The 24,085-nt window shown below is 47.8% G+C and carries 21 protein-coding genes; 20 read left to right on the top strand and 1 reads right to left on the bottom strand.

Annotation, left to right across the window (positions count from 1 at the left end; all coding sequences use genetic code 11):
• The first annotated feature begins 65 nt into the window (after positions 1 to 65).
• From priA to NC238_16910, 15 genes are all read left to right on the top strand, one after another.
• On the top strand, positions 66 to 2,423 hold the full coding sequence (priA, locus tag NC238_16980; protein MCM1567605.1) for a primosomal protein N': 2,358 nt from the start codon (positions 66 to 68) through the stop codon (positions 2,421 to 2,423).
• Positions 2,424 to 2,605: 182 nt separating this feature from the next.
• Positions 2,606 to 3,058, top strand: coding sequence for a peptide deformylase (gene def, locus NC238_16975; GenBank protein MCM1567604.1), 453 nt, complete (start codon positions 2,606 to 2,608; stop codon positions 3,056 to 3,058).
• Positions 3,059 to 3,331: 273 nt separating this feature from the next.
• On the top strand, positions 3,332 to 4,279 hold the full coding sequence (gene fmt, locus NC238_16970) for a methionyl-tRNA formyltransferase (GenBank protein MCM1567603.1): 948 nt from the start codon (positions 3,332 to 3,334) through the stop codon (positions 4,277 to 4,279).
• Between the two features lie 160 nt (positions 4,280 to 4,439).
• On the top strand, positions 4,440 to 5,129 hold the full coding sequence (locus tag NC238_16965) for a zinc metallopeptidase (protein MCM1567602.1): 690 nt from the start codon (positions 4,440 to 4,442) through the stop codon (positions 5,127 to 5,129).
• Between the two features lie 38 nt (positions 5,130 to 5,167).
• Positions 5,168 to 6,583: a 16S rRNA (cytosine(967)-C(5))-methyltransferase RsmB gene (gene rsmB, locus NC238_16960; GenBank protein MCM1567601.1), complete on the top strand. Its 1,416-nt coding sequence runs from the start codon at positions 5,168 to 5,170 to the stop codon at positions 6,581 to 6,583.
• Between the two features lie 123 nt (positions 6,584 to 6,706).
• On the top strand, positions 6,707 to 7,798 hold the full coding sequence (rlmN, locus tag NC238_16955; protein ID MCM1567600.1) for a 23S rRNA (adenine(2503)-C(2))-methyltransferase RlmN: 1,092 nt from the start codon (positions 6,707 to 6,709) through the stop codon (positions 7,796 to 7,798).
• Entirely contained in the window at positions 7,776 to 8,561 is a 786-nt protein-coding gene (locus NC238_16950; protein ID MCM1567599.1) for a DUF3662 domain-containing protein, read from the top strand. The genes rlmN and NC238_16950 overlap by 23 nt, the downstream gene beginning before the upstream one ends.
• A gap of 13 nt (positions 8,562 to 8,574) precedes the next feature.
• Positions 8,575 to 9,018, top strand: coding sequence for an FHA domain-containing protein (locus NC238_16945; GenBank protein ID MCM1567598.1), 444 nt, complete (start codon positions 8,575 to 8,577; stop codon positions 9,016 to 9,018).
• Complete coding sequence (locus NC238_16940) at positions 9,005 to 9,727, top strand: Stp1/IreP family PP2C-type Ser/Thr phosphatase (GenBank protein MCM1567597.1); 723 nt, start codon at positions 9,005 to 9,007, stop codon at positions 9,725 to 9,727. Before NC238_16945 ends, NC238_16940 begins: the two co-directional genes overlap by 14 nt.
• A 4-nt stretch (positions 9,728 to 9,731) precedes the next feature.
• Entirely contained in the window at positions 9,732 to 11,018 is a 1,287-nt protein-coding gene (locus NC238_16935) for an FtsW/RodA/SpoVE family cell cycle protein (GenBank protein ID MCM1567596.1), read from the top strand.
• Positions 11,015 to 12,430 carry a penicillin-binding transpeptidase domain-containing protein gene (locus tag NC238_16930; GenBank protein MCM1567595.1) on the top strand — a complete coding sequence of 472 codons (1,416 nt, stop codon included), beginning with the start codon at positions 11,015 to 11,017 and terminating at the stop codon, positions 12,428 to 12,430. Before NC238_16935 ends, NC238_16930 begins: the two co-directional genes overlap by 4 nt.
• Complete coding sequence (pknB, locus tag NC238_16925; protein MCM1567594.1) at positions 12,430 to 14,106, top strand: Stk1 family PASTA domain-containing Ser/Thr kinase; 1,677 nt, start codon at positions 12,430 to 12,432, stop codon at positions 14,104 to 14,106. Before NC238_16930 ends, pknB begins: the two co-directional genes overlap by 1 nt.
• 82 nt (positions 14,107 to 14,188) lie before the next feature.
• On the top strand, positions 14,189 to 15,058 hold the full coding sequence (rsgA, locus tag NC238_16920) for a ribosome small subunit-dependent GTPase A (protein ID MCM1567593.1): 870 nt from the start codon (positions 14,189 to 14,191) through the stop codon (positions 15,056 to 15,058).
• 184 nt (positions 15,059 to 15,242) lie between these two features.
• Positions 15,243 to 15,947 (top strand): ribulose-phosphate 3-epimerase, encoded by a 705-nt coding sequence (gene rpe / locus NC238_16915; protein ID MCM1567592.1) that lies wholly within the window; start codon positions 15,243 to 15,245, stop codon positions 15,945 to 15,947.
• On the top strand, positions 15,944 to 16,603 hold the full coding sequence (locus NC238_16910) for a thiamine diphosphokinase (GenBank protein MCM1567591.1): 660 nt from the start codon (positions 15,944 to 15,946) through the stop codon (positions 16,601 to 16,603). Before rpe ends, NC238_16910 begins: the two co-directional genes overlap by 4 nt.
• A gap of 96 nt (positions 16,604 to 16,699) precedes the next feature.
• Here the strand turns inward: NC238_16910 and rpmB are convergent, their stop codons facing one another.
• On the bottom strand, positions 16,700 to 16,891 hold the full coding sequence (rpmB, locus tag NC238_16905; protein ID MCM1567590.1) for a 50S ribosomal protein L28: 192 nt from the start codon (positions 16,889 to 16,891) through the stop codon (positions 16,700 to 16,702).
• A gap of 354 nt (positions 16,892 to 17,245) precedes the next feature.
• Between rpmB and NC238_16900 the strand changes: the two genes are divergently transcribed.
• The 5 genes from NC238_16900 (at position 17,246) to recG (ending at position 24,061) form a co-directional block, all read left to right on the top strand.
• Positions 17,246 to 17,602 carry an Asp23/Gls24 family envelope stress response protein gene (locus NC238_16900; protein MCM1567589.1) on the top strand — a complete coding sequence of 119 codons (357 nt, stop codon included), beginning with the start codon at positions 17,246 to 17,248 and terminating at the stop codon, positions 17,600 to 17,602.
• Between the two features lie 103 nt (positions 17,603 to 17,705).
• Positions 17,706 to 19,373, top strand: coding sequence for a DAK2 domain-containing protein (locus tag NC238_16895; GenBank protein MCM1567588.1), 1,668 nt, complete (start codon positions 17,706 to 17,708; stop codon positions 19,371 to 19,373).
• Between the two features lie 620 nt (positions 19,374 to 19,993).
• Positions 19,994 to 20,728 carry an L-serine ammonia-lyase, iron-sulfur-dependent subunit beta gene (gene sdaAB / locus NC238_16890; GenBank protein MCM1567587.1) on the top strand — a complete coding sequence of 245 codons (735 nt, stop codon included), beginning with the start codon at positions 19,994 to 19,996 and terminating at the stop codon, positions 20,726 to 20,728.
• 17 nt (positions 20,729 to 20,745) lie between these two features.
• Positions 20,746 to 21,612, top strand: a complete 867-nt coding sequence (gene sdaAA, locus NC238_16885; GenBank protein ID MCM1567586.1) for an L-serine ammonia-lyase, iron-sulfur-dependent, subunit alpha — start codon at positions 20,746 to 20,748, stop codon at positions 21,610 to 21,612.
• 4 nt (positions 21,613 to 21,616) lie between these two features.
• Positions 21,617 to 24,061: an ATP-dependent DNA helicase RecG gene (gene recG / locus NC238_16880; GenBank protein ID MCM1567585.1), complete on the top strand. Its 2,445-nt coding sequence runs from the start codon at positions 21,617 to 21,619 to the stop codon at positions 24,059 to 24,061.
• The last annotated feature ends 24 nt before the right edge of the window (positions 24,062 to 24,085 follow it).

Genomic DNA, 24,085 nt, shown 5'->3' with positions numbered 1-24,085 from the left:
GGGTTATCTGCTATAATTGATACAGCATCCTATTTTTTAACATCAGCAGGGAGGAGCCTTTTAAATTGAGCGGATACGCAGAGGTGCTGATCGATGTCGCCAACAGGCGTCTTGATCAGAGTTTTCATTACTACATTCCGGACAATCTCGTAATTCATGCAGGGATGATGGTGGTTGTCCCGCTTAAGCACAGAAAAGTCCGGGGCCTCGTTGTCAGTATCAGTTCCGACCCGCCTGAACTCGACGGTGAGCCCAGATTCCGCAGCATAGAAGCGGTCCTGGAGGAAAACTGTCTGATTCCACCGGAGCTCATAGAATTGGCCTGCTGGCTTTCGGAGACGACGATCTGCCCAAAAGCGCAAGCCCTTCATTCTGTGTGGCCTTTTTTAAAGGGAAAGGGAGAAACCTGGATGACTTCCATGGCCAGCATGGACGATGAGGACGTTAAAGTTTTGGAGCTTCTCGATCCGGATACATTTCAGGTCTTAAAAACCCTTAACAGGTCGCGCCGGGGAGGCCTGCCGGAAAATGTCCTGGTAAAGAGAAGCGGAGCGAAGAAAGAACTGCTTGAGGATATGCTTAAGCAGGGATGGATCAAAAAAGAAATACGGTTTTCCGGAAAAGCAGGCAGTTCCGACGTGAATGAAAGAAAAAAAAATAACATAGAGAATAAAATTGATATAGACATAGATATAAACACAGATATAGACACAGATAAAGACACAGATAAAGACATAGACGTCGATATGAGAAACAATATTGAGCAGATAACAGCTGGTTCCGTTCGGCACGTTACAGGCGCATTAAGTCCTGCCCAGGAAAAAGTTTTCCAGGATATTCTGGCGTTTCGCAATAAAAATGATGGCGGAACGGTTTTGATCCATGGGATAACCGGCAGTGGCAAGACAGCGGTTTATAAAGAGCTGGTGGCAAAGGTACTGGCTGAAGGCGGCGATGTTATTCTGCTTGTGCCTGAGATTTCACTTACCTCTCAGATCTCCAGAATATTTCTGGAACAGTTCGGAGATATTGTCGGAATTATTCATTCAGGCATCAGCTCCGGCGATAAACTAGCAATTTGGGAGCAAATTCTGCAACGGAATAAGCGCGTGATTATCGGAGCGCGCTCCGCTGTTTTTGCGCCTCTGTCAAACCTTAAGCTGATCATACTGGATGAGGAACACGATAACGCTTATAAACAGGATGAAAACCCCAAATATCATGCCCGGGACGTCGCCCGGAAAAGGATGGAAGACAGAGGCGGGCTTGTGCTTCTGGGCAGCGCTACCCCATCCCTGGAAGCGTATGCGGCGGCCCAAAGGGATAAAATTGGTCTTGTGTCACTGGAAGAACGTTTCAACCAACGGGCGTTACCCGCTGTCGATATTGTGGATATGAAACAAGAACTGGCCAGCGGCAATAAAACAATGTTTTCCATGCTACTCAGAAACAAGCTTCAGGAGAGAATCGACAACGGAGAACAAAGTATCCTTTTTCTGAACCGCAGAGGTTATTCGACTTTTGTATTTTGTCGTGAATGCGGGTATGTCGCACGTTGCCCGCATTGTGATGTTTCCCTGACATATCACAGTCATCATCAGCGGTTGTGCTGTCACTACTGCAATTATCAACAGGATGTTTTTCACCGCTGCCCGGAATGTAACAGCCGGTTTATCCGTTTCTTCGGCCAGGGAACCCAAAAAGTTGAAGAAGAGGTTTCTGCTTTGTTTCCCGGAGTTGAAGTCTTACGGCTGGATACGGATACGACCTCCGGTTCCCGGGAGTACAATAGAATTCTAGAACGCTTTCGCAGCGGAGAGGTTCCGATTCTTGTCGGGACCCAAATGCTGGCCAAAGGGCTGGATTTCCCGAACGTTACCCTTGTCGGTGTAATCTCTGCCGACCAACTTTTCAATATGCCCGACTTTCGATCCAGAGAACGAGCTTTCCAGCTGCTGACTCAGGTTGCTGGAAGGGCAGGACGTGGGACTAAAGGCGGCGAAGTGGTGATCCAGACCTATTCACCTGAAGAAAGATCGATCCTGCGGGCAGCCAAACAGGATTATGCAGCCTTTTTTTGGGAAGAGATCGCTTACCGGAAACAGCAAAGTTATCCGCCGTTTGCTCATATCATCAGGATCATGATTTTTCATGAAAAAGAAGATCGGGTAATCAAAGCGGCTCAGGACCTGGCCAACAGCATCCGCCTGGTGCTTGCTGAACAGGATCAGGAATATGTGATTCTTGGCCCGGCACCGGCTGTTTTGACCAGGCTGAAGAATGAATTTCGCTGGCAGGTATCGGTCAAAGGAAAGAACCCAGCGGTCCTCCGCAGGATCGTCCATCAAGGAGTCCGCGCTTTCTATCTTGGAACGGCCAGCTCAGGGATCAATATCAGTATTGAGGTAAATCCGCTATCTTAAATACAACATATTTGAGGTAGGTCTGCATGTCACAGTATCGGTTTCGGCCGTTATGTCATCCCTGACACGTCGCTCTTAAGGTGTTAATTGCTTTCAGGCTTTCAGAAATGTATAATTCTATTATATGGTTTTTTTATGGGATATTATTTCAGAAATTGTGTGAGAAGGGAGCGGATCCAGCAATGGCCGTTTACCAGATAGTAAAAATTGGAGAAGACATTCTGCGGGAAAAAGCAATAGAAGTCAAGAAAATTACCCCGAATATCATTAAATTGCTCGATAACATGGCTGAGACCATGTATGAGGCGAAAGGGGTAGGGCTGGCAGCTCCCCAGGTCGGCGTATCCAAAAGAGTTGTGGTGATCGACGTCGGAGACGGTCTTTTAGAACTGATCAATCCGATGATTATTAAAAAGACCGGTTCGGAAGTAGATGAAGAAGGATGCTTAAGTGTCCCAAATAAGACTGGCAGGGTGAAACGAGCAGCCGAAGTGGTAGTTCAGGCCATGGACCGCAATGGAGAGATGAAGGAATATCATGCCGATGGATTCCTGGCCAGAGCGATGCAGCACGAAACAGACCATCTTGACGGGATACTTTTCGTCGATATTGCAGACAAGATTTATAATGTGTAGTACCTTAGTATCTCGGATCTGTCTGCGTGCAACAATTCCGCTTTCGGCCGTTGTGTCATCCTTGACCCGTCGCTCCTTGCCATCCATGGCATCGCGACATTAGGCCATCCATGGCCGTCAAAAGGCCGCGCTACGAACTCCATGCTCCGCTTGACGTTGAAATTGTAGCACGCAGACAAAATATGGGGTATAAGATTTATGGCTAAGATTTACTAAATGCGCGAAGAGAAAGTTTTTGCATTTAGAATACGGAACGGGAAGTGACAGTGTCAGATGCGGCTTGTTTTTATGGGAACACCGGATTTTGCGGTGCCTGTTCTGGAGGCGCTCTATGCTTCAGGACATCAAATCCGCGGCGTTTTTACCCAGCCCGACAAACCTGCGGGACGAGGAAACAAATTAAAAGCGAGTCCGGTCAAAGTACTTGCTGAAAAGTATGGACTTGCTGTATTTCAGCCTGCCAGGATCAAAACACCCGAAGTGGTCGGCCAGATCAGGGATTTGCGGCCGGACTGCATTGTGGTGGTCGCTTTCGGACAAATCCTGTCCAAAGAGATTCTGGGAATACCGTCTTTTGGATGCATTAACGTGCATGCCTCACTGCTTCCGGCTTATCGCGGAGCAGCTCCGGTCCACTGGGCCGTGATGAACGGAGAGTCTAAAACCGGTGTTACAACCATGCTGATGGACGAAGGTCTGGATACGGGCGCAATGCTTATCAGCGAAGAATATGCAATCGTACCGGAGGCCACAACGGGTGAAGTTTACGATGCGCTGGCCCGAATCGGCGCAAAGGCGTTGCTTGATACACTCGAAGGATTGCAGAATGGGACCGTTCGGCCGGTACCTCAGCCTAAAGCATTTTCGTATGCACCGCTTCTGAAAAGAGAACATGAGCAGGTGGATTGGTCCTGGGACGCAGCCAAAATCCATAACAGGATTCGCGGGCTGAATCCCTGGCCCGGTGCTTTTACGCTTTTCCGGGGAGAACAGGTTAAAATATGGCTAAGTGAGCTGTCCGGAAAAACTGCCTTATACGGACAGACTGCGCAAAATACTTTGCCGGGAAGCATTTTGTCCCTTGCTAAGGGAGGACTGCTGGTCCAGACCGGAGAAGGTATTTTAAAAATTTCAGAGCTTCAGCCTGCCGGGAAAAAGAAAATGCGTGCCCAGGACTTTTATAACGGATACAGACTTAAAGCGAACGAGCGCTTTGAGTAAACGATCGCGCTCGTCTTTCCTTCTTTTAAGCAAAATCTAAGAATAAATGGATATACTTCTAATAGTTAAAACAATGATTGTTTAAGTGCCTTGAATTATAGATAAGAAGCATGATTCCTATGCTATTTGAGCAGGACTGGCTTTTTAAGGAGGAAGATTTATGTTTTACTTAGATTACACAATGATACTACTGATTCCAGCGATTATTCTAACTGTTTATGCTCAGGCCAAGATCAGCGGTGCTTACTCCAGATATTCCAAAATCAGAAGCAGTTCAGGTACAACAGGTGCGGACGTGGCCAGAGCCCTGCTAAATGAAAATGGGCTTTATGATGTTCAGGTAGAACAGGTTGCTGGTAACCTTACGGACCACTACGACCCGAGGACTCATGTTGTAAGGCTCAGCAGCGGTGTATATAACAGCACATCTATTGCGGCGCTGGCTGTTGCTGCCCACGAGACAGGTCACGCCGTACAGCATGCCGACAGCTATGTTCCGTTGAAAATCAGGACAGCTTTTGTACCTGTAGCTTCATTTGGCAGCCAGGCAGGGCCTGTTTTGATTCTTCTTGGCCTGTTCCTACCGTCGATATCTTTCTTGCTGGATATCGGGATTTATGTTTTTGCGTTTGCGGTCCTGTTTCAGATCGTTACGCTTCCTGTTGAATACAATGCCAGCAACAGGGCCTTAGCTTTTCTGGGAGACAGCGGTATTATTAAAGATGCAGAAGAAATGACAGGCGCTAAAAAGATGCTGAGTGCAGCCGCCCTGACTTATGTTGCCGCAGCACTGACTGCGATTCTGACCTTGCTGCGCTTTGTATTGATTGCCCAAGGCCGGGATGATTAATACCGAATTAAGAGAATAAAAAAGATTGGGATAGAAAAATGACGGAGAAGAATAATCCTATTACTGAAGAAAAAACCAAACGTACGCGGAAACGCATAAACGATCAAAACGCACGGCTGATAGCCGTGCGTATTCTTACGCGGGTCGAGAGGGAGGGGGCCTATGCCAATCTTCTTTTGCGTTCCCAGCTTTCCGGACTGACCCAGAGCCGGGACAGGAATCTGGCTACTGCTTTGGTCAACGGGGTATTAAAAAATAAATTGACGCTGGATTATGCGTTGAGAAAACATCTGACGAAGCCGATGTCCGCACTGCCGCAGGAAGTCAGGGCTGTTTTAAGGACCGGTGTTTTTCAGATACTACTTATGGACAGAGTGCCGGCGCCTGCCGCAGTCAATGAGAGTGTTGACCTGATGAACCAGCTCAACCAAACCTATGCCCCCCTTGTCAATAGTGTCCTGCGTAAGGCGGCTGAAACAGGCTGGAATTTTGAATGGCCAGACCAAAAGAGGGAAACGGTCCGCTATCTTTCGGTCAAATATTCCCATCCTGAATGGATGATCAAGCGATGGCTGACAAGGTGGGGGCAGGAAGAAACAGAAGCTTTGCTCAAAGCCAACAATGAACCTTCCTCTACTTCGATCCGGGTAAACACCCTAAAGACAACAAGGCAGGAATTAAAAACCTTATTGGAAAGCCAGGAAATTGAGGTCACGGACGGAGAATACACACCGGAAAGCTTAATTCTGAAAGATTTTGGCGGATTGGACCAACTTCGGGAATTCCAAAACGGATATTTCACGGTTCAGGATCAAAGTTCTCAGTTAGCTGCTCATATATTGGGAGCCCGGGAAGGGGACAGCGTATTGGATGTCTGCAGTGCCCCGGGAGGAAAGACAACCCATCTGGCGCAATTGATGGAAAACAAGGGAACCATTGTTGCTGTAGATATGTATCCCCAAAAACTTGATTTGATTAAGGAATCAGCCGAGCGGCTCGGAATTACGATCATAAAAACAATTGAGGGCGACGCCCGGATTTTGGAAGGGATCGGAGATGAATTTGACCGGGTCCTGGTCGATGCGCCCTGTTCGGGCTTGGGTGTGCTTAGAAAAAGAGCCGATCTGCGCTGGCAGAAGAGAGAAGACGAGATCAGCAAACTGCCAGAACTCCAACTGGCAATCCTGCTGAAAGCTGCCGATCATGTGCGGGAAGGCGGAGAGCTTGTTTATTCGACCTGTACCACGGAGCCGGAAGAAAACTTTGAAGTAGTTAAAGCTTTCCGGCAGCTTAAGCCCGAGTTTGTTTCCGTCGACTTGTCGGGAAGTTTGCCTTTTGCAGCAGAGGAGAGAGATCTGAAACAACTCCGGAAAGGGGTATGGCAGATCCTGCCTCATCATCACAATATGGATGGATTCTTTATCGCTAAGTTTCGAAGGCCACGGATGGACTAGTGACGCGATGCTACGGATAGCAAGGAGCGGCAAGAAGATTTTATAGCAAGCCTATGTGCTCTACTTGACAAAGCTTTACGTCTGACGGAGAAATATGTTTAAAATGATGAAATTGGGAGAATAATACTAATTATGGAAAAGCTGGATTGCCGCGGCTGTCTTGAAGGAGAAATGCGTGCAGTATGCCTCGAAAACGGCTTAAAAAAGTTCAGGGCCAATCAGGTTTTCAACTGGGTTAATGCCAGAGGAGTCCATCATTGGGATGAAATGAAGAATATCGGGAAACAGGACAGCGAACGGCTTGACAGGGTTTTCTTTATCCAGCCGCTGACTGTTTTAAGAGTGCAGCGTTCTGCCGATGGGACCCGGAAGTTTTTATTCCGTCTGGCTGATGGAGAAAGCATTGAAACGGTGCTGATGGATTATGATCATCTGACAAGCCGGGACAGACACACGCTATGTGTCTCGACTCAGGTAGGATGCCCTGTAGGATGCCCTTTCTGTGCAACCGGAATGGATGGATTCCGCCGAAACCTGACTGCAGGAGAGATCACCGGACAGGTGCTCGAAATCAGCCGGCTGCTTCAGCAGGAAGATCCGGAATTCAAAGTAACCAATATTGTTTTCATGGGGATGGGTGAACCTTTTCTTAATTATGATGCGGTGATGAAAGCGATTCGAATCCTGAACAGCGAGAACGGTCAGAATATCGGCATGCGGAGAATGACCATCTCGACGAGCGGTGTTGCCCCCAAGATCATTCAGCTGGCACAGGACAACCCGCAAGTCGGTTTGGCTGTATCGCTTCATTCAGTCAGAAATGAAGTCAGGGATACGCTGGTTCCTATCAACAGGAGATATCCATTGCAGGAACTGCTGGAAGCCTGCCGGTATTATTCCGGTCAGACGAACAGAAGAGTTACATTTGAGTTTGCTTTACACCAACAGAATGGCTCCAAAGAGGAAGCAGAAGAACTGGTCGTTCTCCTTAAGGGCATGCTGGCCCATGTCAATTTGATCCCCATTAATCCGGTAATCGGCAGCGACGTCCAAAGAGCGGGCAAAGAGCGGTTAACGATGTTCAAAAGGGTTCTCGAAATGGGCAAGATTCCTGTTTCGATCAGAGAAGAAAAAGGTCTGGACATTGACGCAGCCTGTGGTCAGCTTAGGCAGCGTTTGGAGTGTGAGGAGTATGCGTCTCTTAAACAAAGTTGAATCGATTGCCGAACAGATGGCTACATTTTTGTTCAGCAAGTCGGTGGGCACAATTCAGCCTGTTCAGGTTGCCAGAGAACTAAATAAAATCATGCTGAAAAATAAACAGGTCAGCATATCCCATGTCTATGTCCCGAATGTTTACACCGTAAGTTTAAGCCCTGAGGATTATGCGGTCTTGGAAAGTTTTGGAGAGACACTGCTGGTGGAACTGGCCAAACATCTCTATGACGAAGGGACCAGGCAGGGCTACACTTTTTTGGCGCTTCCGGTTGTGCGGATGCAGCCTTCAGAGAAGATGGATGCTGGCTTAATGAAAACCCAGGTTGAGTTTAAAGATTCTGTTGTCGCCAATTGGCGGATTAACGAAGAAAAACTGCCTGCGGAAGATGAAGAAATGGAAAAAACAACAGTCCTGGCGGATGCTGCAAGATTAATCATGGCATCATCCAAAACAGTCAGCAGGAAAATTCATCCTTATCTCGAAGTTATAAAAGGGACAAACGAAGGTGACATTTACGATCTTGATAAGGAAGAGTATATTGTTGGACGCCAGGAAGATTGTGATATTGAAGTCAGAGACCTGGAGATATCCCGTCACCATTTGAAGCTTTATACAGAGAATAGAAGGTGGTTTGTTCAGGATCTAGGCAGTACCAACGGTACCTATCTGAACAAATTAAGGGTTGACCGCTATATGGTAAATCCTGGAGACAGGATAAAGGCCGGACAAACGCATTTTCAATTTCATGTAGATAAGTAAAGTCGGTGATTGAATGCAAATGCTTACGGTAATTGGAAGGATTGTCTTTGTTGGTTTCATCTATCTTTTTCTCTTACGGATATTGACGGTTATGCTGGCCGATTTAAGGTCGAAGGGAATCATGAGCAAGACCGAATCTGATCTTGGCTGTATCGAGGTCTTAAGCGGAGCTGAAAAGCTGCCCAAAGGACGCAAGATCAAGATTGATTCCCGGGGGCTTTCCATCGGAAGAGGAAAGCACAACGATATCGTCGTTCCGGACCATTACTGTTCGCTGGATCATGTTGAATTTAAGCATAACAGAGGGATGACAACGCTGGAGGATGTTGGGAGCACGAATGGCACCTGGGTGAACGGAGAACGGATCAACTCCCAGGTCCAGCTTGTTTCCGGTGACTTCATTAAGATAGGCAGCATTACTTTTCTTTATTCGAGGTGGGGAAATGAAAGCAGTTAAGATCTATGAGACCGGTTGTGTTAGAAAAAACAATGAAGATTATTTTCTTATATTGCCGGAGGAGTCATTTTTTGCGGTGGCCGATGGAATGGGCGGACATAATGCCGGGGAAATAGCTTCGAGGATCGCGGTCGAACAATTGGAGGGAAAAGCAGCTGAATTAAAATCTTCGGAGATTCAGGATCTGCAGGACTGGATTGTTCAGGCTGTGAATCAGGCCAATCGTGAAGTATACGAAGTATCGCTTCGGACTGAAGGGACGGAAGGCATGGGGACAACCCTGACCGCTCTGATGATCTATGACAATAAAGCCGTTGTCGGTCATGTGGGCGACAGCAGGATTTATTTATGGAGAAATAAGACCCTCACGCTCCTATCGGAGGATCATTCGATGGTAAACGAACTTGTCCGCCTCGGAGAGCTGACGGAGGAGAAAGCCAAAAATCATCCGCACAAGCATGTTTTGTCCAGAGCGCTGGGTGTGGAGCTCAACATTGATGTAGACTGTTTCCAACTTAAAGTACAGGACGGAGATGTTTTTCTTCTGTGCACGGATGGCTTTTCGAATGAGATCAGTGATCAGGAGATTGCTGCGGAGTTTTCCGAGGCCAAATCATGGGATGATCATCTCAAAACCTTGAAGAATGTTGTGATCGAACGGGGGGCTCCGGATAATTTTACGGCTATATGCTGTATTGTGGAGCGGTGAGAACATGCTACATCGTCTATCTTTGAGAGTTCTAACTTTAGTAGTTCTATGGATGGGACTCGGTGTACTCAAACTGGATGATATGACTGAAAGCGGCTTTTTCCTGCAAGGAGCTGTATTTTCTTTTTTGATCCTAGCAGGTGCCTTGTTTGAAATATTTTTTTGCTATCAGGGAGATCCTTATCTTCTGCCGGTAGTCCAGACCATCCTCGCGATTGGCTTGGTCTTTCTGGCAAGGATCAATCCTGCCCAGGCGGCGGACCAATTTATCTGGGCGAATCTGGGCTTGATCATTTATTATGCTGTCTTTTTTATTTTACGAGATTACCGCAAGCTTGGTGAGTATCAGTATCTCTGGGGAATGCTGGCCTTGCTTATGCTTCTGCTGACGCTAATATTTGGGACCACCATCAATGGTGCGACAAGCTGGTTTAGGTTTGCCGGGATGGGCTTCCAGCCCGAGGAGCTCGTCAAAGTAGCCCTGCTTCTTTTCCTGGCATCCTACTTAAGTGATAATAAAGAGCTTTTGCGTTTTGGAACGATTCAGGTCGGGAAATTTTCTTTGCCTGATGCCAAAACAATGGGCCCGTTTGTTTTTATCGGCGTATTTGTTCTCGGCTTGCTGGGTGCCCAGAAAAGCCTTGGGACGGCGCTGGTATTCTTCCTTCTCATGGTGTTTATCCTGTATGTCGCAACAGAAAGACTGCTTTATCTCGTGGTTTCCGTTCCGCTGGTCATGGTGACTGGGGTAGCTGGTTATTTCCTGTTTGATCATGTTCGTGTAAGGGTCGCTACCTGGATTAATCCGTGGGTGGATGCCAGCGGCGGAGCTTATCAGATATCCCAGTCGATCTTCGCCATAAGCGGGGGAAGGCTTCTGGGGACAGGTCTCGGAAATGGGATAGGTGCTTACCAGATTCCAAATGCGGACACTGATTTTATCTTTTCGGTGATTGCTGAGGAGATTGGTTTTATTGGCGCAATGGCAGTCATCAGTCTGTTTATTATTGTCGTAATGCGCTGTTTCTGTGTCAGCACCAGAGCTGTGGACCGGTTTGGCCAGATCCTGGCGGCGGGAATAGGCATTCTGATCGGTGTGGAAGCACTAATCATCCTGGCCGGGGTGACCAAAATGCTTCCGCTTACAGGTCTGCCTTTGCCTTGGATGAGTTACGGGGGAAGTTCCATGGTCGGACACTTTTTACTCCTTGGGATTCTGGCTGGCATTTCTCATAGCTCAGCTTTCTCCGTGAGTCAAATACCAATCGGAAAGCAGGCAGATGCCTTATGAACGATGGAATCCGCAAAATTGCACTGATCATGGTTTTTAGCTTTGTTTTTCTAAGCCTGGGTCTGGTATACTGGCAAGTGGTTAAGGCCGATGAGATGCTGGATAATCCAGCTAACCGTCGCGCGATTTATTTAGAGGAAAGAATTACCCGGGGCGGCATCTTTGACCGCAACGGCGTTGTTCTGGCAAAGACGGAGCAAACCGCTGACGGAAAAGTCAGAACGTATCCGCAGGGTGAGATGTTTGAACCTTTACTGGGGTATGCCACAGTAAAATACGGTTCTGCCGGCCTTGAAGCAACGGAGGCGGAAACACTTCTCGGAATGAAGAATCCTTCCATTCTCAGACGGATTCAGAATGCATTTGAATTGCAGAGAACGGGTAATGACCTGATACTGACACTTGATTCCCGTCTACAGGAGACTGCTTATCAGAGTTTGCAGGGCAAGACCGGAGCAGTGGTGGCAATCGATCCGCAAAACGGGGATGTTCTGGCGCTGGTCAGTCAGCCAAGCTATGATGCTGGAGCAATTGAACAAGACTGGGACAAAATTATTGCCGAGAAGGACAGTCCGCTGGTGAATCACGCTTTCTCGTTGTTTCCTCCAGGATCAATTATGAAAGTCGTTACTTCAGCAGCCATTTTTCAGGCAGGACTCGACACGACGGAACTCTATGATTGTGAAGGTTCTACAGTGATTAACGGGCAGACGATCCAGGAACAAAATGATAAAGCGCATGGCTGGGTCAATTATGATCTTGCTTTGGCCTACTCCTGCAATACTTATTTTGCTCAGTATGGGATCAAAGCTGGTGTAAATCATTTTCTGGAGGCTGTGTCCAATTTTGGATTTGGCAGGGATATCCCGTTTGATCAGTATGTTCCAATCAGTTCAATTACCAGAGATGACCCTTTGCCGGAAAACTTAAGCCTCAATTTGTTTGCCGAGAGTACCTTCGGTCAGGGTCAGGTGATGGTTAGTCCTTTCCATATGGCCTTGATCACAGCCGGAGTTGCCAATGACGGCAAAATAATGGTCCCGCATTTGATTGACAGTGTGCTCGATTCCAAGCAAAATAGTATCTATCAAAGGACACCTGAAGTTTGGCTGACGCCTCTCAGTAAGGAAGAAGCAGAAAAAATAACAAGCGGCATGGTATTGGCTGTCAATAAAGGAACAGCATCTCCCGGAGCCATATCTGGGGCCCAAATAGCAGCGAAAACCGGCTCGGCGGAACCGGGCGGAGACGGGGATACCCACGCCTGGTATATTGCTTTCGCTCCTGCGGAGAATCCGGAAATAGCTGTAGCAGTCCTGGTGGAACATGGCGGAACTGGCGGCGGAGCGGCAGCGCCGATTGCTAAAGCAGTCATAGAGAAAGCACTTGAATTGAAAGAAGGTGAAAACTAATGGAAAAGATGTTCGGAGGAAGATATGAAATAGAAGAAAAGATCGGGGCCGGAGGGATGGCAATCGTCTACCGGGCCAAGGATACATTACTGAACAGAACCGTTGCTATCAAGGTCCTGCGGGAACAGTACGCTTCCGATGAGGGTTTTATCCGTCGTTTTCGCCGGGAGGCTCAGTCTGCAGCCAGCCTGTCTCACCAGAACATCGTTTCGATCTATGACGTGGGCAGAGACGGGAATGAAGATTATATTGTCATGGAGTATGTCAAGGGCCAGACGTTAAAGGATATTATCCGTACACAAGCGCCTCTTTCCCAGGATAAGGCGATTCATATTGTCCGTCAGATTGCTGAAGCACTGGTGCATGCACATGCCAACAATATTATTCATCGGGATATCAAGCCGCAGAATATTTTAATTACACCGGATGGAAGGGCAAAAGTTACTGATTTTGGGATAGCCAGAGCCGCCTCTTCGGCGACCGTCACCCATACCGGGGATATCGTCGGCTCAGTGCATTACCTGTCACCGGAACAGGCCAAGGGCTCCCAGACCACGGAACAGTCCGATATCTATTCGCTTGGGATCATCCTTTATGAACTAATTGCGGGAAGGCTCCCGTATGACGGAGATACCGCGATTACCATTGCCTTGAAACATATCCAGGAGGAAGTCGAGCTGCCCGGGAAGCTTGTTGCCGGAGTCAGCCCGGAACTGGAAACCGTGATCATGAAAGCACTGGCCAAATCACTTCAAGACCGCTATAAAAGTTCAGCGGAATTTCTTGAGGACCTCGACAGGATCGAAGCCGGAGAGACCATTGTTTGGGAAAAAAGACAGGCCGGAGACCATGAAGATACCATGCAGACCCAGGTTCATAGGGGTTTGAAGGATAAAGTGATCCCGAATGAGGCCAAGAATGATGCACTTCTGCGCACTAAAAAGCGCAGGAGAAAAATTCCAATGCTGGTTATGATTGCTGTTGCCGCACTGATTGTAATTGTCGGAGCATCCTCGGGAGTTTGGGTTTTCACCCATACACAGGTGGTTACCGTTCCGGATCTTACCGGGAAGACTGTAGAAGAAGCTAAAATTGAATTGACCAAAGACCGTCTGACTCTCGGCAACAGGACCGAAACCTACAGCGATGAAATTGAACAGGGTAAGATTGTTTCTCAAAGCATTAAGCCGAAGAGTGAGGTCAAGGCTGGAAGGTCAGTGGACATTGAGATCAGCAAAGGGGTAGAATACATTAAAGTACCGAATGTAACAACCGGGTATCCGCTTCAGGAAAACGCTGAGAGTACGCTTAAGGAAGCCGGTTTTACGAATATTACGGTCAAAACAATGCTGAGCGCTTCCGTTTCGAAAGGACATGTTTTCGGGCAATCGGTTGCTCCCGGTTCGACCTGGACAAAGAACGGGGAGATCGAACTGTTTGTCAGTGAAGGGATTCAACCAACGATTACCGCTATGCCTGATTTTACAGGCATGTCGCTGGAATTTACCACGGATTACCTAGAAAAATATGATATGAAAGTAATGCCGATTATGGAAGAATCAGATTTATTTCCGGAGAAAGCCGTGATTACCACTGAACCCAAACCAGGCAAACCAATCCAGCAGGGTTCGGAAGTGACCATCGTTGTGTCTCAGGGGCCGGGGCCTCCGGCTTAAAATGATCCAAATATCTGATGTAATCATTTTGATAAGAGGTACAGGCGTTATTTGAATTAGAGCGGAGGAAAGAACAGGATATATGCTGATTCAGGGAACATTGATGAAAGGATATGCCGGCTTTTATTACGTATACGCCGATGACCGGGTATGGGAATGCTCCCTGCGCGGTCGTTTTCGTGTGAAAAAGCAGCAATTTATTCCCGGCGACAAGGTGATGGTTCTTCCAGGAACAGGGGATAAGGCCACGATTGAAAAGGTACTCGAACGTCAAAATTCTCTGGTCAGGCCGTATATTGCAAATGTGGATCAGGTTCTCTTGGTCTTCTCCCTGAGGACCCCGGATCCGGATTACAATTTGCTGGACAGGCTGCTCATTCAGGCCGGAAAAGCAGAAATCAGCATTTTGATCGTATTCACCAAGGAAGATCTGGATGTTGGAAATCAAGCCCCGTCTGTCGATTACCGCAGGATCGGCTATGAAGTCGTCCAGGTGTCGAATCGGACGCTGACAGGAATCGATGAAATTGCTGAACGGCTCAAGGGCAATGTGTCTGTGTTAGCAGGGCCTTCCGGATCTGGCAAATCCAGCCTGATCAATGCGCTGAATCCGGGGAAGACACTTAAAACAGGTAACGTCAGCGACAAAATTGGCCGGGGAAGGCATACAACCAGGCACGTCGAGCTTCTTTCCGTAGCAGGAGGACTTGTTGCAGATACGCCGGGATTTTCATCCCTGTACCTGCCCGAAATGAAGAGAGAGGAACTGCAATCCTACTTTCCTGAGTTTGTCCGGGTTAAACATGAATGCCGCTTTTCAAGCTGCCTTCATGACAAGGAACCTGACTGTGCTGTAAAAGAAGCCCTGAGCGAGAGCCTTATTAATTCTTCCAGATATGAGCACTATCTGCAGTTTTTAAAAGAAGTCATTGAAAATGAGAAAAAATATTAAAAAAACTTGGCTGGCACCAAGCCTTAGCTGCACTTAGTATCAGAAATTAACTTGGAATTTTTTTGATACCCTAATAAAGGGTTTCAGGGCTGAACGAAGAATAATTACAGAAAACCGGATAATAATGATAAGAAACTGCATGCAGCCAAAGGAACAGCACTATAGGTTTGGAAGGAGGATCTTTATGGCCTTGACGATTGCCCCATCGATACTGTCTGCCAATTTTGCCAGATTGGGAGAGGACGTCAGTCTTGTTGAAAATGCGGGGATTGATATGCTGCATATAGATATTATGGATGGACATTTTGTCCCAAATATCTCGATAGGGCCTGCCGTTGTTGGATCGCTCCGCAAGGTCTCCTCGCTGGAGTTTGATGTTCATCTGATGATTGAACATCCTGAAAAGTATGTTGAAGATTTTGTAAAAGCAGGTGCTGACTCCATCACGATTCACGCTGAGGCCACCAGGCACCTTCATCGGGCTATCCAGCAGATCAAATCTCTTGGGGTGAATGTGGGCGTTGCACTGAACCCTGCGACCCCGCTGGAAATGCTGACCTATGTTTTGCAGGAACTTGATGTTGTGCTGCTGATGACGGTGAACCCTGGTTTTGGCGGCCAAAAGTTTATTCAGGAAGTCTTGCCGAAAGTCGTAGCACTATCGGGGATCCTGAAGGAAGTAAACCCGCTTTGCCGTATTGAGGTGGATGGCGGAATTAATGTTGAGACAGCCCGTCTGGTAAGCAAAGCCGGGGCCGAGATCCTGGTAGCCGGTGCAGCTGTATTTGCTTCCCCGGATCCGCAGCAGGCGATTCGTGATATCCTTGAAGCCGCTAAAGAGGAACAGGGTACCAACAAAAGTAAAAGATTCCGGGGAATTAAGCAATGAAGGTTGCAGTCGTGGCAAACGGAGAATGGGATGCTGCCTGGGGCCGCGGCGAACTCACCAGAAATCATATCGAGATGTTGATCTGTGCGGACGGAGGCGGCAACAAGGCCATCGCTTCGGACAGAATCCCTGATGTATTGATTGGGGACCTCGATTCCATTACAAAAGAAAATCTGGAAAAATGTATAGCGGCCAAAACAACCGTCAAACAATATCCCTGCGAAAAAAATGAGACGGATTTAGAGCTCGCTGTGGCCTATGCGGATACATATTTAAATTCTCAGGGATGCTTCCTGGACGAAATCGTTCTTTATGCCGCCGGCGGTAAAAGGCTGGATCACCTGATGGGGAACATCTCGATTATGATTGCGTATGCTGAAAAAGGCAGACGGCTGAAGATGAAAGACCCAAGATCCGATGCCTGGGTGATGCTTAAGGGTAAAGAGAACATCAAGGGGAGTGTTGGCCAGCAGTTGTCGATCGTCGCCTTATCCGATGATGCACGGGTATCTGCCGAAGGGCTGTACTATGAGCTGGATATGCTGAATCTTGCGCATAATTCCCCGCGTGGAATCAGCAATGTGTTTACGGATGAAGATATTTCGATTGAGATTCATGAAGGCAAAGTTCTGGTCTATGTTCAGATACCTTGTTAATCTTAAAACTTACTCCTCAAAATGGGTTGAAAAGCAAAAACCCCGGCTTTAAAGTCGGGGTTGTTTTAATCCAATCACAGTCGTTTCACGATGAAGTTAGACAGCTCGTTTCACTTTACCTGAACGAAGGCATCTTGTGCAGACTTTGACATGGGTGGGAGTACCGTTCACTACAGCACGGACACGCTGGAGGTTTGGTTTCCAGGTACGCTTGGAGCGAATATGGGAGTGACTGACACTCATCCCGGAAGAAACTCCTTTTCCGCAAACATCACAAATACTAGCCATGATTTCTTCTACCTCCTTTTCACCCAAAAATGACACTATTATAGTTTAGCAGAACTTAAAAGAATTGGCAAGAGTAGGTTTTTATTATCCGACGAGGTTTATATAGGTGTTTATATAGGTTTTATACATACTGCAAATGCAAATGTTTTATTCGTATATTATACTACATTTACCAGGTACTGATAAGAAAAAAATAAGGAGTTGTTCCCTGAGGTATTCACATAGTATTTGACGAAAGCTACCGCGTATATTATCCTAATTATATTAAAGGAAACGGTGAATCTTTCAAAATGGAATTTTATTATGCAAAAGATTAAATTTATGCCGGATATAGGGAAAGCGAGGTTGAAGAAGATGGCAAAGTTGATGGAAACAAAACTGGGAAATGTAGAAATATCAGAAGACGTTATAGCTACGATCTCAGGTGCGGCAGCAATCGAGTGCTATGGTTTGGTGGGTATGGCTTCGAGAAAGATTTCGGACGGTGTTTCAGGTTTGCTTAAAAGGGAAAACTTATCCAAAGGAGTGAGTGTCACCCTTCAGGAAGAGGACTTGATCATAGACCTTAACATCATTGTGGGATACGGAATTAAAATATCGGAGGTTGCCTCCAATGTAATGGACAGGGTCCGCTACACTGTCGAGACAATGACAGGTCTAAAAGTGGCTGAAGTAAATGTAAATGTTCAAGGGGTAAGATTTTTAGAATAGTTGAGAATACACTCAGATGATCTTAGGATGAGTAGGAGGATAAATTTTGAAAGCCGTGTCGGACGCTATAGCTCAAAAAATTGACGGAAACGTATTAAAAGATATGATAAGGTCGGGGTCTCGTCTGCTGGAGCAAAGGAAGAAGGAAATTGATGCTTTGAATGTATTTCCGGTCCCGGACGGGGATACGGGTACAAATATGAATTTGACATTCAAAGCAGCATCATTGGCAGCAGACAAGGTAACGGGCAATTCTGTGCATGAAGTCGCAAGTGCCGCTTCTACAGGTTCCCTGATGGGAGCTAGAGGGAATTCAGGTGTTATTTTGTCTCAGATCATGAGAGGGATTGCCAGGGGCTTGGAAGGTCTTAACGAAGCAAATGCTCTCCAGATGGCTCATGCGCTGCAAACGGGCGTTGAAAGCGCGTACAAGGCAGTAATGAAACCAGTCGAAGGAACAATTCTTACTGTATCCAGGGAGACTGCCCGGGGTGCATATATTAAAGCAAAAAGCGGAACGACTGATATTTTGGAAGTTTTGAGGGCTGGTTGTGAAAAAGGTGAAGAGGCGCTGGCCAGGACGCCTGAGATGCTGCCTGTTCTGAAACAGGCAGGTGTGGTTGATGCCGGCGGTCAGGGCTTCCTGACTATTCTATACGGCTGGATCTCGGCTTTGGAAGGCAAGGAAATTGGTTACGCTGAGGTACAGCAGGAGGAGGTCCAGATTCCTGCGGTTTCAGGTATTATTGCCGTTGGAAGCCTGGAATTTCCATATTGTACTGAGTTTCTGGTAAAAGGAAATGGCCTTGATCCCGATGTTATAAGACAGGCACTCCTGGACAAAGGTGACTGCTTGTTGGTCGTGGGCACGGAGGATGTGGTCAAGATCCATATTCACACCCGGAACCCCGGACTCATTTTGGATTATGCCATCAAATATGGTTCTCTGCATGAAGTTCAGATTCACAATATGCTTGCCCAGAATGAGCTAGCGGCCCATCAGGCCAAAAATGTGCCTGAAAGCAGTGAAGCTGCTTATACCGGAGAGCTTGTGGATGTTTCATCAGGGGCGCCTGCAGACCAGGCGGCTTCGGCTGGGACAACAGAGGTCAAGGAATATGGGATCGTTGCCGTCGCCATGGGAGAAGGCATTGCCCAAATCTTCACCAGTCTGGGTGTCGATGAGGTTGTTTTCGGCGGTCAGACTATGAATCCGAGTACCAGTGATCTTGCCGAAGCGATTAGGAAAGTCCCCGCCCGCCATATTTTCCTTCTGCCGAACAACAGTAACATCATCATGGCGGCCGGCCAGGTCAACGAACTGATTGAAGACAAGGAAATCTACGTTATTCCGACAAAGACAATACCGCAGGCGATCGCTTCTTTACTTGCTTTCAATTCCGACAGCCTTCCGGAGGAAAACGTTCAAAATATGACAACTGCGTTCAGACAGGTAAGTTCGGGAGAAGTAACTTATGCAGTCAGAGATTCGCAGTATGGCGAGCTGGAGATTGCCGAAGGGGATATTCTTGGCCTGATTGAGGGAACAATAAAGACGACAGGCAGAGATATTCTCGACGTTGCCAAAAATGTTCTGGAGGAAATGAATTGGCGTGAAAAGGATCTTGTCACCATTTTTTACGGTAAAGACATGGCTGAAGAAGATGTAATCCTGCTTACGGACTGGCTTAGCGAAGAAAAACCGGAGATTGAAGTCGAGGTTTATTCAGGGAAACAGCCACTATATTATTATATTCTCGGGGTTGAATAAACAAAAAACTTCGGCTTCGGCCGAAGTTTTTTTTATCAAGCCGTTTTCTCGATGTAGGTCTTCGAAAGCATCTTGTTAGGGCAGATCTCCTAAGCCAATCTGCTTGGGTAAGTCTGCATGCCACAATACCGCTTTCGGCTATTGCGTCTTCCTTGACGCAAAAAGCCGCGCTACGCCATCCAGGCTTCGCTTGTCGCGGAACTGTGGCATGCAGACTGATCATAAGCTTGATTTAAATCAGTCCGTGTGCAGAGGAATTAATACAAGCTTTCCAAGATGCCTTCAACACAAGTTAAATCTTTCATCGTTCGTGCTCGCTTGACGTCGGCTATGCAGAGAGAAGACGAATAAAACGATCTGAATAGCCGCCAGAATGATCTGCATTCTGGCATGCAGATTGGCTTGAATACCCTTAGGATCAGTCTGGGGGCCACAGTTCTGCTGTGAGCGGAGCATGGAGTGCGAGCCCGGCCTTTTGACGGCCATGGATGGCCTAATGTCGCGATGCCATGGATGGCAAGGAGCGACGCGCCACGGAGGGCACAACGGCCGGAAAGCAGTATTGTGGCCCTCAGACTTACCCTAGCATAATGGTTTTATAAGTAACTAAGCTATAGCAAATGGATGAATGGATGAAAACGGATTACCCCAAATTATTACTGAAGGAAGGTGAGCCGGTGAAGGTTGGGAGTGTTTTTGATTTGCTAGGGCCGGTGATGGTCGGACCCTCAAGTTCCCATACGGCGGGGGCGGTCAGGCTTGGTCTTATGGCTGCGAAAATACTTGGCGCCAAAGTGAAGCAGGCCCGTATCCAGCTGCACGGTTCTTTCGCTGAGACGGGGAAGGGACATGGAACTCATCTTGCCTTGACAGCAGGGCTGCTCGGGATGAAGCCGGATGATAGCCGGATCAGGGAGGCTTCGCGGATTGCACTAGAGGCTGGGATGGAAACGGTATTTGAAAATGTCAATCTGGGTGATGTACACCCGAATTCGGTTCGTTTCCTGCTAACCGGCTGGGGCGGGGGAAAAGCTGAAATCAATGGCTCATCACTGGGCGGCGGGAAAATTCTGATTACTGCGGTTAATGACTTTGACGTGGAGTTTACCGGGGAATATCCTGCTTTAATTGCGATCTATATGGATTACCCGGGAATGATAGCTGAAATAACTAAACTGCTCGCAGGCAAAGGAATTAATATTGCCCAGATGAAAGTCTCCAGAGAAGGCAAAGGGCAAAATGCGCTGGCGGTTATTGAGACGGATGAGCCGATCACGGATATTCTTAGCAGCGAAATGAAAAAGATGCCGATGATCGAGCAGGTGATGTTTATTGAACCCATCATAGACATTTGACGCGGGGGGGTTGGCAGATGCGTTCTTATGGTGAATTAGTGGAAAAAACCGAAAAGCTTAATAAAAAAATCAGTGATATGGTTCTTCAGGAGGAATGTTTGAGGACAGGTATACCGGCTGAACAGCTGTTAAAAAAAATGAAGAACCATTATGCCGTGATGCGGGAATCAGTTGAAAGCGGAATGACCGGAGAATGGAGATCATTGTCAGGTCTTGTAGGAGGAGAAGCTGTTCTTTTGGAGAAATATAGAGAAAGCGGCAAGTCGATTCTGGGTAATCCGGTAAACAAGGCAGCAGCCAGAGCAATGGCCGTAGCTGAGGTAAACGCTGGCATGGGCAGGATCGTTGCAGCACCGACAGCGGGATCATGCGGCGTGTTGCCCGCTGTACTGCTGACAGTTCAAGAAATGTCGGATGCAACGGAAGAAGATGCTGTTCAGACTCTTTTTACATCTGCTGGCCTTGGGATGGTCATTGCGGAAAGAGCTAGTGTCTCAGGTGCAGAAGGCGGGTGTCAGGCTGAGATAGGTTCAGCGGCTGCCATGGCTGCAGCTGCGGCAGTGGAATTGTGCGGCGGATCGCCCGATCAAACAGCGCAGGCAGCAGCATTGGCTTTGAAAAGTTTTCTTGGTTTGGTCTGTGACCCTGTAGCTGGGCTGGTCGAGGTGCCCTGTGTAAAAAGGAACGCCATGGCAGCAGTTATAGCATTAACCGCAGCCGAGATGGCTTTGGCTGGAATCAAAAGTGCGATCCCATTGGATCAGGTCATTGATGCAATGGCTTCAATCGGCAGGGAAATGTCCTGCAGCCTTAAGGAAACGTCCCGGGGGGGACTCGCCGTCACTCCTGCGGCTCAGAAATATAAAGATCATTTGGCAAGGTGAGAATGTGCTGCAATCAGATCATTGGCGAAACAGCGTGAATAGGGCAATGAAAGCCGAGGAAAAACAGGGATTTATTAATACAGGCGCAGTCGGCGGCTTCAGCAGATTTTTACTGGACTTAATTGCTGAACTGGGTGGTGTTTTTTCCGCGGAAAACCTTGCCTCAATGCAGTGTATTGCAGAGGAATATCATGAAGTCAGCCCGTATAAACGACGGGCTTTATGGCGTGAACTCCAGGAACTGCTGGACAAAACGGAAGTAACCGAAAAGTCAGCTGGAGATTTATCTGCAGCAACCTATCATGCTGCAGATAAAACAGCATCTTTAGATACTCCTGGACTAGCTTCTGGAACAATCTGCGGAACAACGACCGAAGAAGCATCCGGAACCTTTCGTACCACAGAGAAAGCCTTAACCAGCCTTAAAGTTCAGACAGGGAGCATCAGTCAGCCCCAAAACCTGCAGTATATCAAAGGTGTCGGACCGCAAAGAGCCAAACAGTTCGAAAATATGGGGATTTGTACTGCTGAGGATCTTCTGCGGTATTATCCGCGTAAATATGAAATCCGATCGAAACGGCGGATTCAGGATATTCAGGACGGAGAGTATGTTACGATTGACGGGATTGTAACTGGAAGCCAGGTTACCAAAGGCAGAGTCAAGGTCGTCAAACTAAATATTGAACAGGACGGCAGAAGCATTCATGCCGTCTGGTTCAATCAAATACATATTCCAAAACAATATCCGGACGGAACAAAGGTCACTGTGACAGGAAAAGCACAATGGCGCACCAGGGTCCCGGAATTGCTTGCGTCCGAAATCATGAAAGGACTTTACGAGGGTCCTGCTCAAAAAATGGTTCCAGTATATTCGGAAACAGCCCGTCTCAATTCGAAAACGATCCGGGAGATCATCCAGGTTGTTTTGCCGCAGGTTGATCGAATCTTTGACGAGTTCTTTCCGTATGAGGAAAACAATTTGATGGAACGGCGGCAAGCCATTAAAGAAATTCATTTTCCGCACTCCGCAGAAAACCTGAAAAAGGCACGCGAAAGACTGGTCGTTGAGGAAATCCTTTTGCTTCAGCTGGCGCTGGCTAGGCTTCGTTCCCCCGGGCCTCAGAAAGCAGGTCTCGTTTTAAACCAGGGTGGAGCTTTGGTCCAAAAATTTGTTTCCGGGCTTCCTTTTCGGCTGACCGGCGCCCAGCAAAGAGTCATCCGGGAAATATTCCGGGATATGGGGAGCATCGAGAGGCCGATGACCCGTTTGCTTCAGGGCGATGTTGGATCAGGTAAAACCGTGGTAGCGATGGCTGCCCTGCTGCAGGCTGTGGGCTCGGGTTTTCAGGCCGCTATGATGGCGCCGACTGAGGTGCTTGCCCAGCAGCACTATGAATCGCTGCAGGCCGCGTTTGAACCTTTAGGGGTAAAAGTTGTATTCCTTGTCGGGAACCAGAGTAAGCCGGAAAGGGAACAAATCTTAGGGCAGATTTTGAGCGGAAAAGCCCAGGTTGTCGTCGGAACCCAGACCCTCATTCAGGAATCCGTCCGGTTCAACGCCCTCGGTCTTGCCATCACCGATGAACAGCACCGGTTTGGCGTCAGACAGCGGACCCTATTGCAGGACAAAGGCGAGAACCCGCATGTCCTGGTCATGACCGCTACCCCGATCCCGAGGACGCTTGCGCTGACTTTATACGGCGATCTTCAGCTTTCGGTGCTAGACGAGCTGCCTGCTGGCAGGAAGCCGATTATCACCAGAAAAATTTCAGACCGCAGCCGCTCCAGCATGGAGAAATTTCTGAAGCAGCATGTCGCTGCGGGTCGGCAGATCTATGTCGTTTGTCCGCTTGTCGAGGAAACAGAAAAATCGGATTTTGTTTCAGCAACCCAAAAGGCTGATGAATTGAGCCGCATTTTTGAAGGAAGCAGCGTTGCGCTTCTGCACGGAAGAATGAAAGGACAGGAGAAAGAGGAGATCATGCAGCGTTTCCGACGTGGGGAGATTAATATCCTGGTTACGACAACTGTCGTCGAAGTCGGAGTCAATGTACCGAACGCGTCTGTGATGGTGATCGAAGATGCTGAAAGATTCGGGCTTGCCCAGCTGCACCAACTTCGCGGAAGAGTCGGACGCGGACAAGAGCAGTCGTATTGTCTCCTGATCAGCAATACCCGGGACAGTGCCCGGCTGAATGTTCTTTGTGAGACAGAGGACGGTTTCCGGATTGCCGAGGAGGATTTGAAGATGCGGGGCCCGGGAGAGCTACTTGGGCTTCGCCAGCATGGCGTACCGGAGTTAAAGCTTACAGACCTGGGAACTGATGGAAGGCTGGTCGAAAAAGCCTATCAACTGCTTCAAAAGGTTCTGAAAGATCCTCAAAAGTACGAAAAAGCCTATCAGGAAGTCAGCCGCCTTTATCCCAAAGAAAAAATCGGAGTGAATTAGTGCTGAGAGCAATTTTATACGATG

This window comes from Dehalobacter sp. (assembly GCA_023667845.1).
Lineage (GTDB): Bacteria > Bacillota > Desulfitobacteriia > Desulfitobacteriales > Syntrophobotulaceae > Dehalobacter.
The sequence above is the reverse complement of the archived record's forward strand: the minus strand, read 5'-3'. Positions and strand labels throughout refer to the sequence as shown.

Bases quoted from the DNA above. Each gene is read 5' to 3' on its own strand.
- def (MCM1567604.1), top strand. From the start codon at position 2,606: ATGGCCGTTTACCAGATAGTAAAAATTGGAGAAGACATTCTGCGGGAA.
- fmt (MCM1567603.1), top strand. From the start codon at position 3,332: ATGCGGCTTGTTTTTATGGGAACACCGGATTTTGCGGTGCCTGTTCTG.
- NC238_16965 (MCM1567602.1), top strand. From the start codon at position 4,440: ATGTTTTACTTAGATTACACAATGATACTACTGATTCCAGCGATTATT.
- rsmB (MCM1567601.1), top strand. From the start codon at position 5,168: ATGACGGAGAAGAATAATCCTATTACTGAAGAAAAAACCAAACGTACG.
- NC238_16950 (MCM1567599.1), top strand. From the start codon at position 7,776: ATGCGTCTCTTAAACAAAGTTGAATCGATTGCCGAACAGATGGCTACA.
- NC238_16945 (MCM1567598.1), top strand. From the start codon at position 8,575: ATGCAAATGCTTACGGTAATTGGAAGGATTGTCTTTGTTGGTTTCATC.
- NC238_16940 (MCM1567597.1), top strand. From the start codon at position 9,005: ATGAAAGCAGTTAAGATCTATGAGACCGGTTGTGTTAGAAAAAACAAT.
- NC238_16935 (MCM1567596.1), top strand. From the start codon at position 9,732: ATGCTACATCGTCTATCTTTGAGAGTTCTAACTTTAGTAGTTCTATGG.
- NC238_16930 (MCM1567595.1), top strand. From the start codon at position 11,015: ATGAACGATGGAATCCGCAAAATTGCACTGATCATGGTTTTTAGCTTT.
- pknB (MCM1567594.1), top strand. From the start codon at position 12,430: ATGGAAAAGATGTTCGGAGGAAGATATGAAATAGAAGAAAAGATCGGG.
- rsgA (MCM1567593.1), top strand. From the start codon at position 14,189: ATGCTGATTCAGGGAACATTGATGAAAGGATATGCCGGCTTTTATTAC.
- rpe (MCM1567592.1), top strand. From the start codon at position 15,243: ATGGCCTTGACGATTGCCCCATCGATACTGTCTGCCAATTTTGCCAGA.
- NC238_16910 (MCM1567591.1), top strand. From the start codon at position 15,944: ATGAAGGTTGCAGTCGTGGCAAACGGAGAATGGGATGCTGCCTGGGGC.
- rpmB (MCM1567590.1), bottom strand. From the start codon at position 16,891: ATGGCTAGTATTTGTGATGTTTGCGGAAAAGGAGTTTCTTCCGGGATG.
- NC238_16900 (MCM1567589.1), top strand. From the start codon at position 17,246: ATGGCAAAGTTGATGGAAACAAAACTGGGAAATGTAGAAATATCAGAA.
- NC238_16895 (MCM1567588.1), top strand. From the start codon at position 17,706: ATGATAAGGTCGGGGTCTCGTCTGCTGGAGCAAAGGAAGAAGGAAATT.
- sdaAB (MCM1567587.1), top strand. From the start codon at position 19,994: ATGGATGAATGGATGAAAACGGATTACCCCAAATTATTACTGAAGGAA.
- sdaAA (MCM1567586.1), top strand. From the start codon at position 20,746: ATGCGTTCTTATGGTGAATTAGTGGAAAAAACCGAAAAGCTTAATAAA.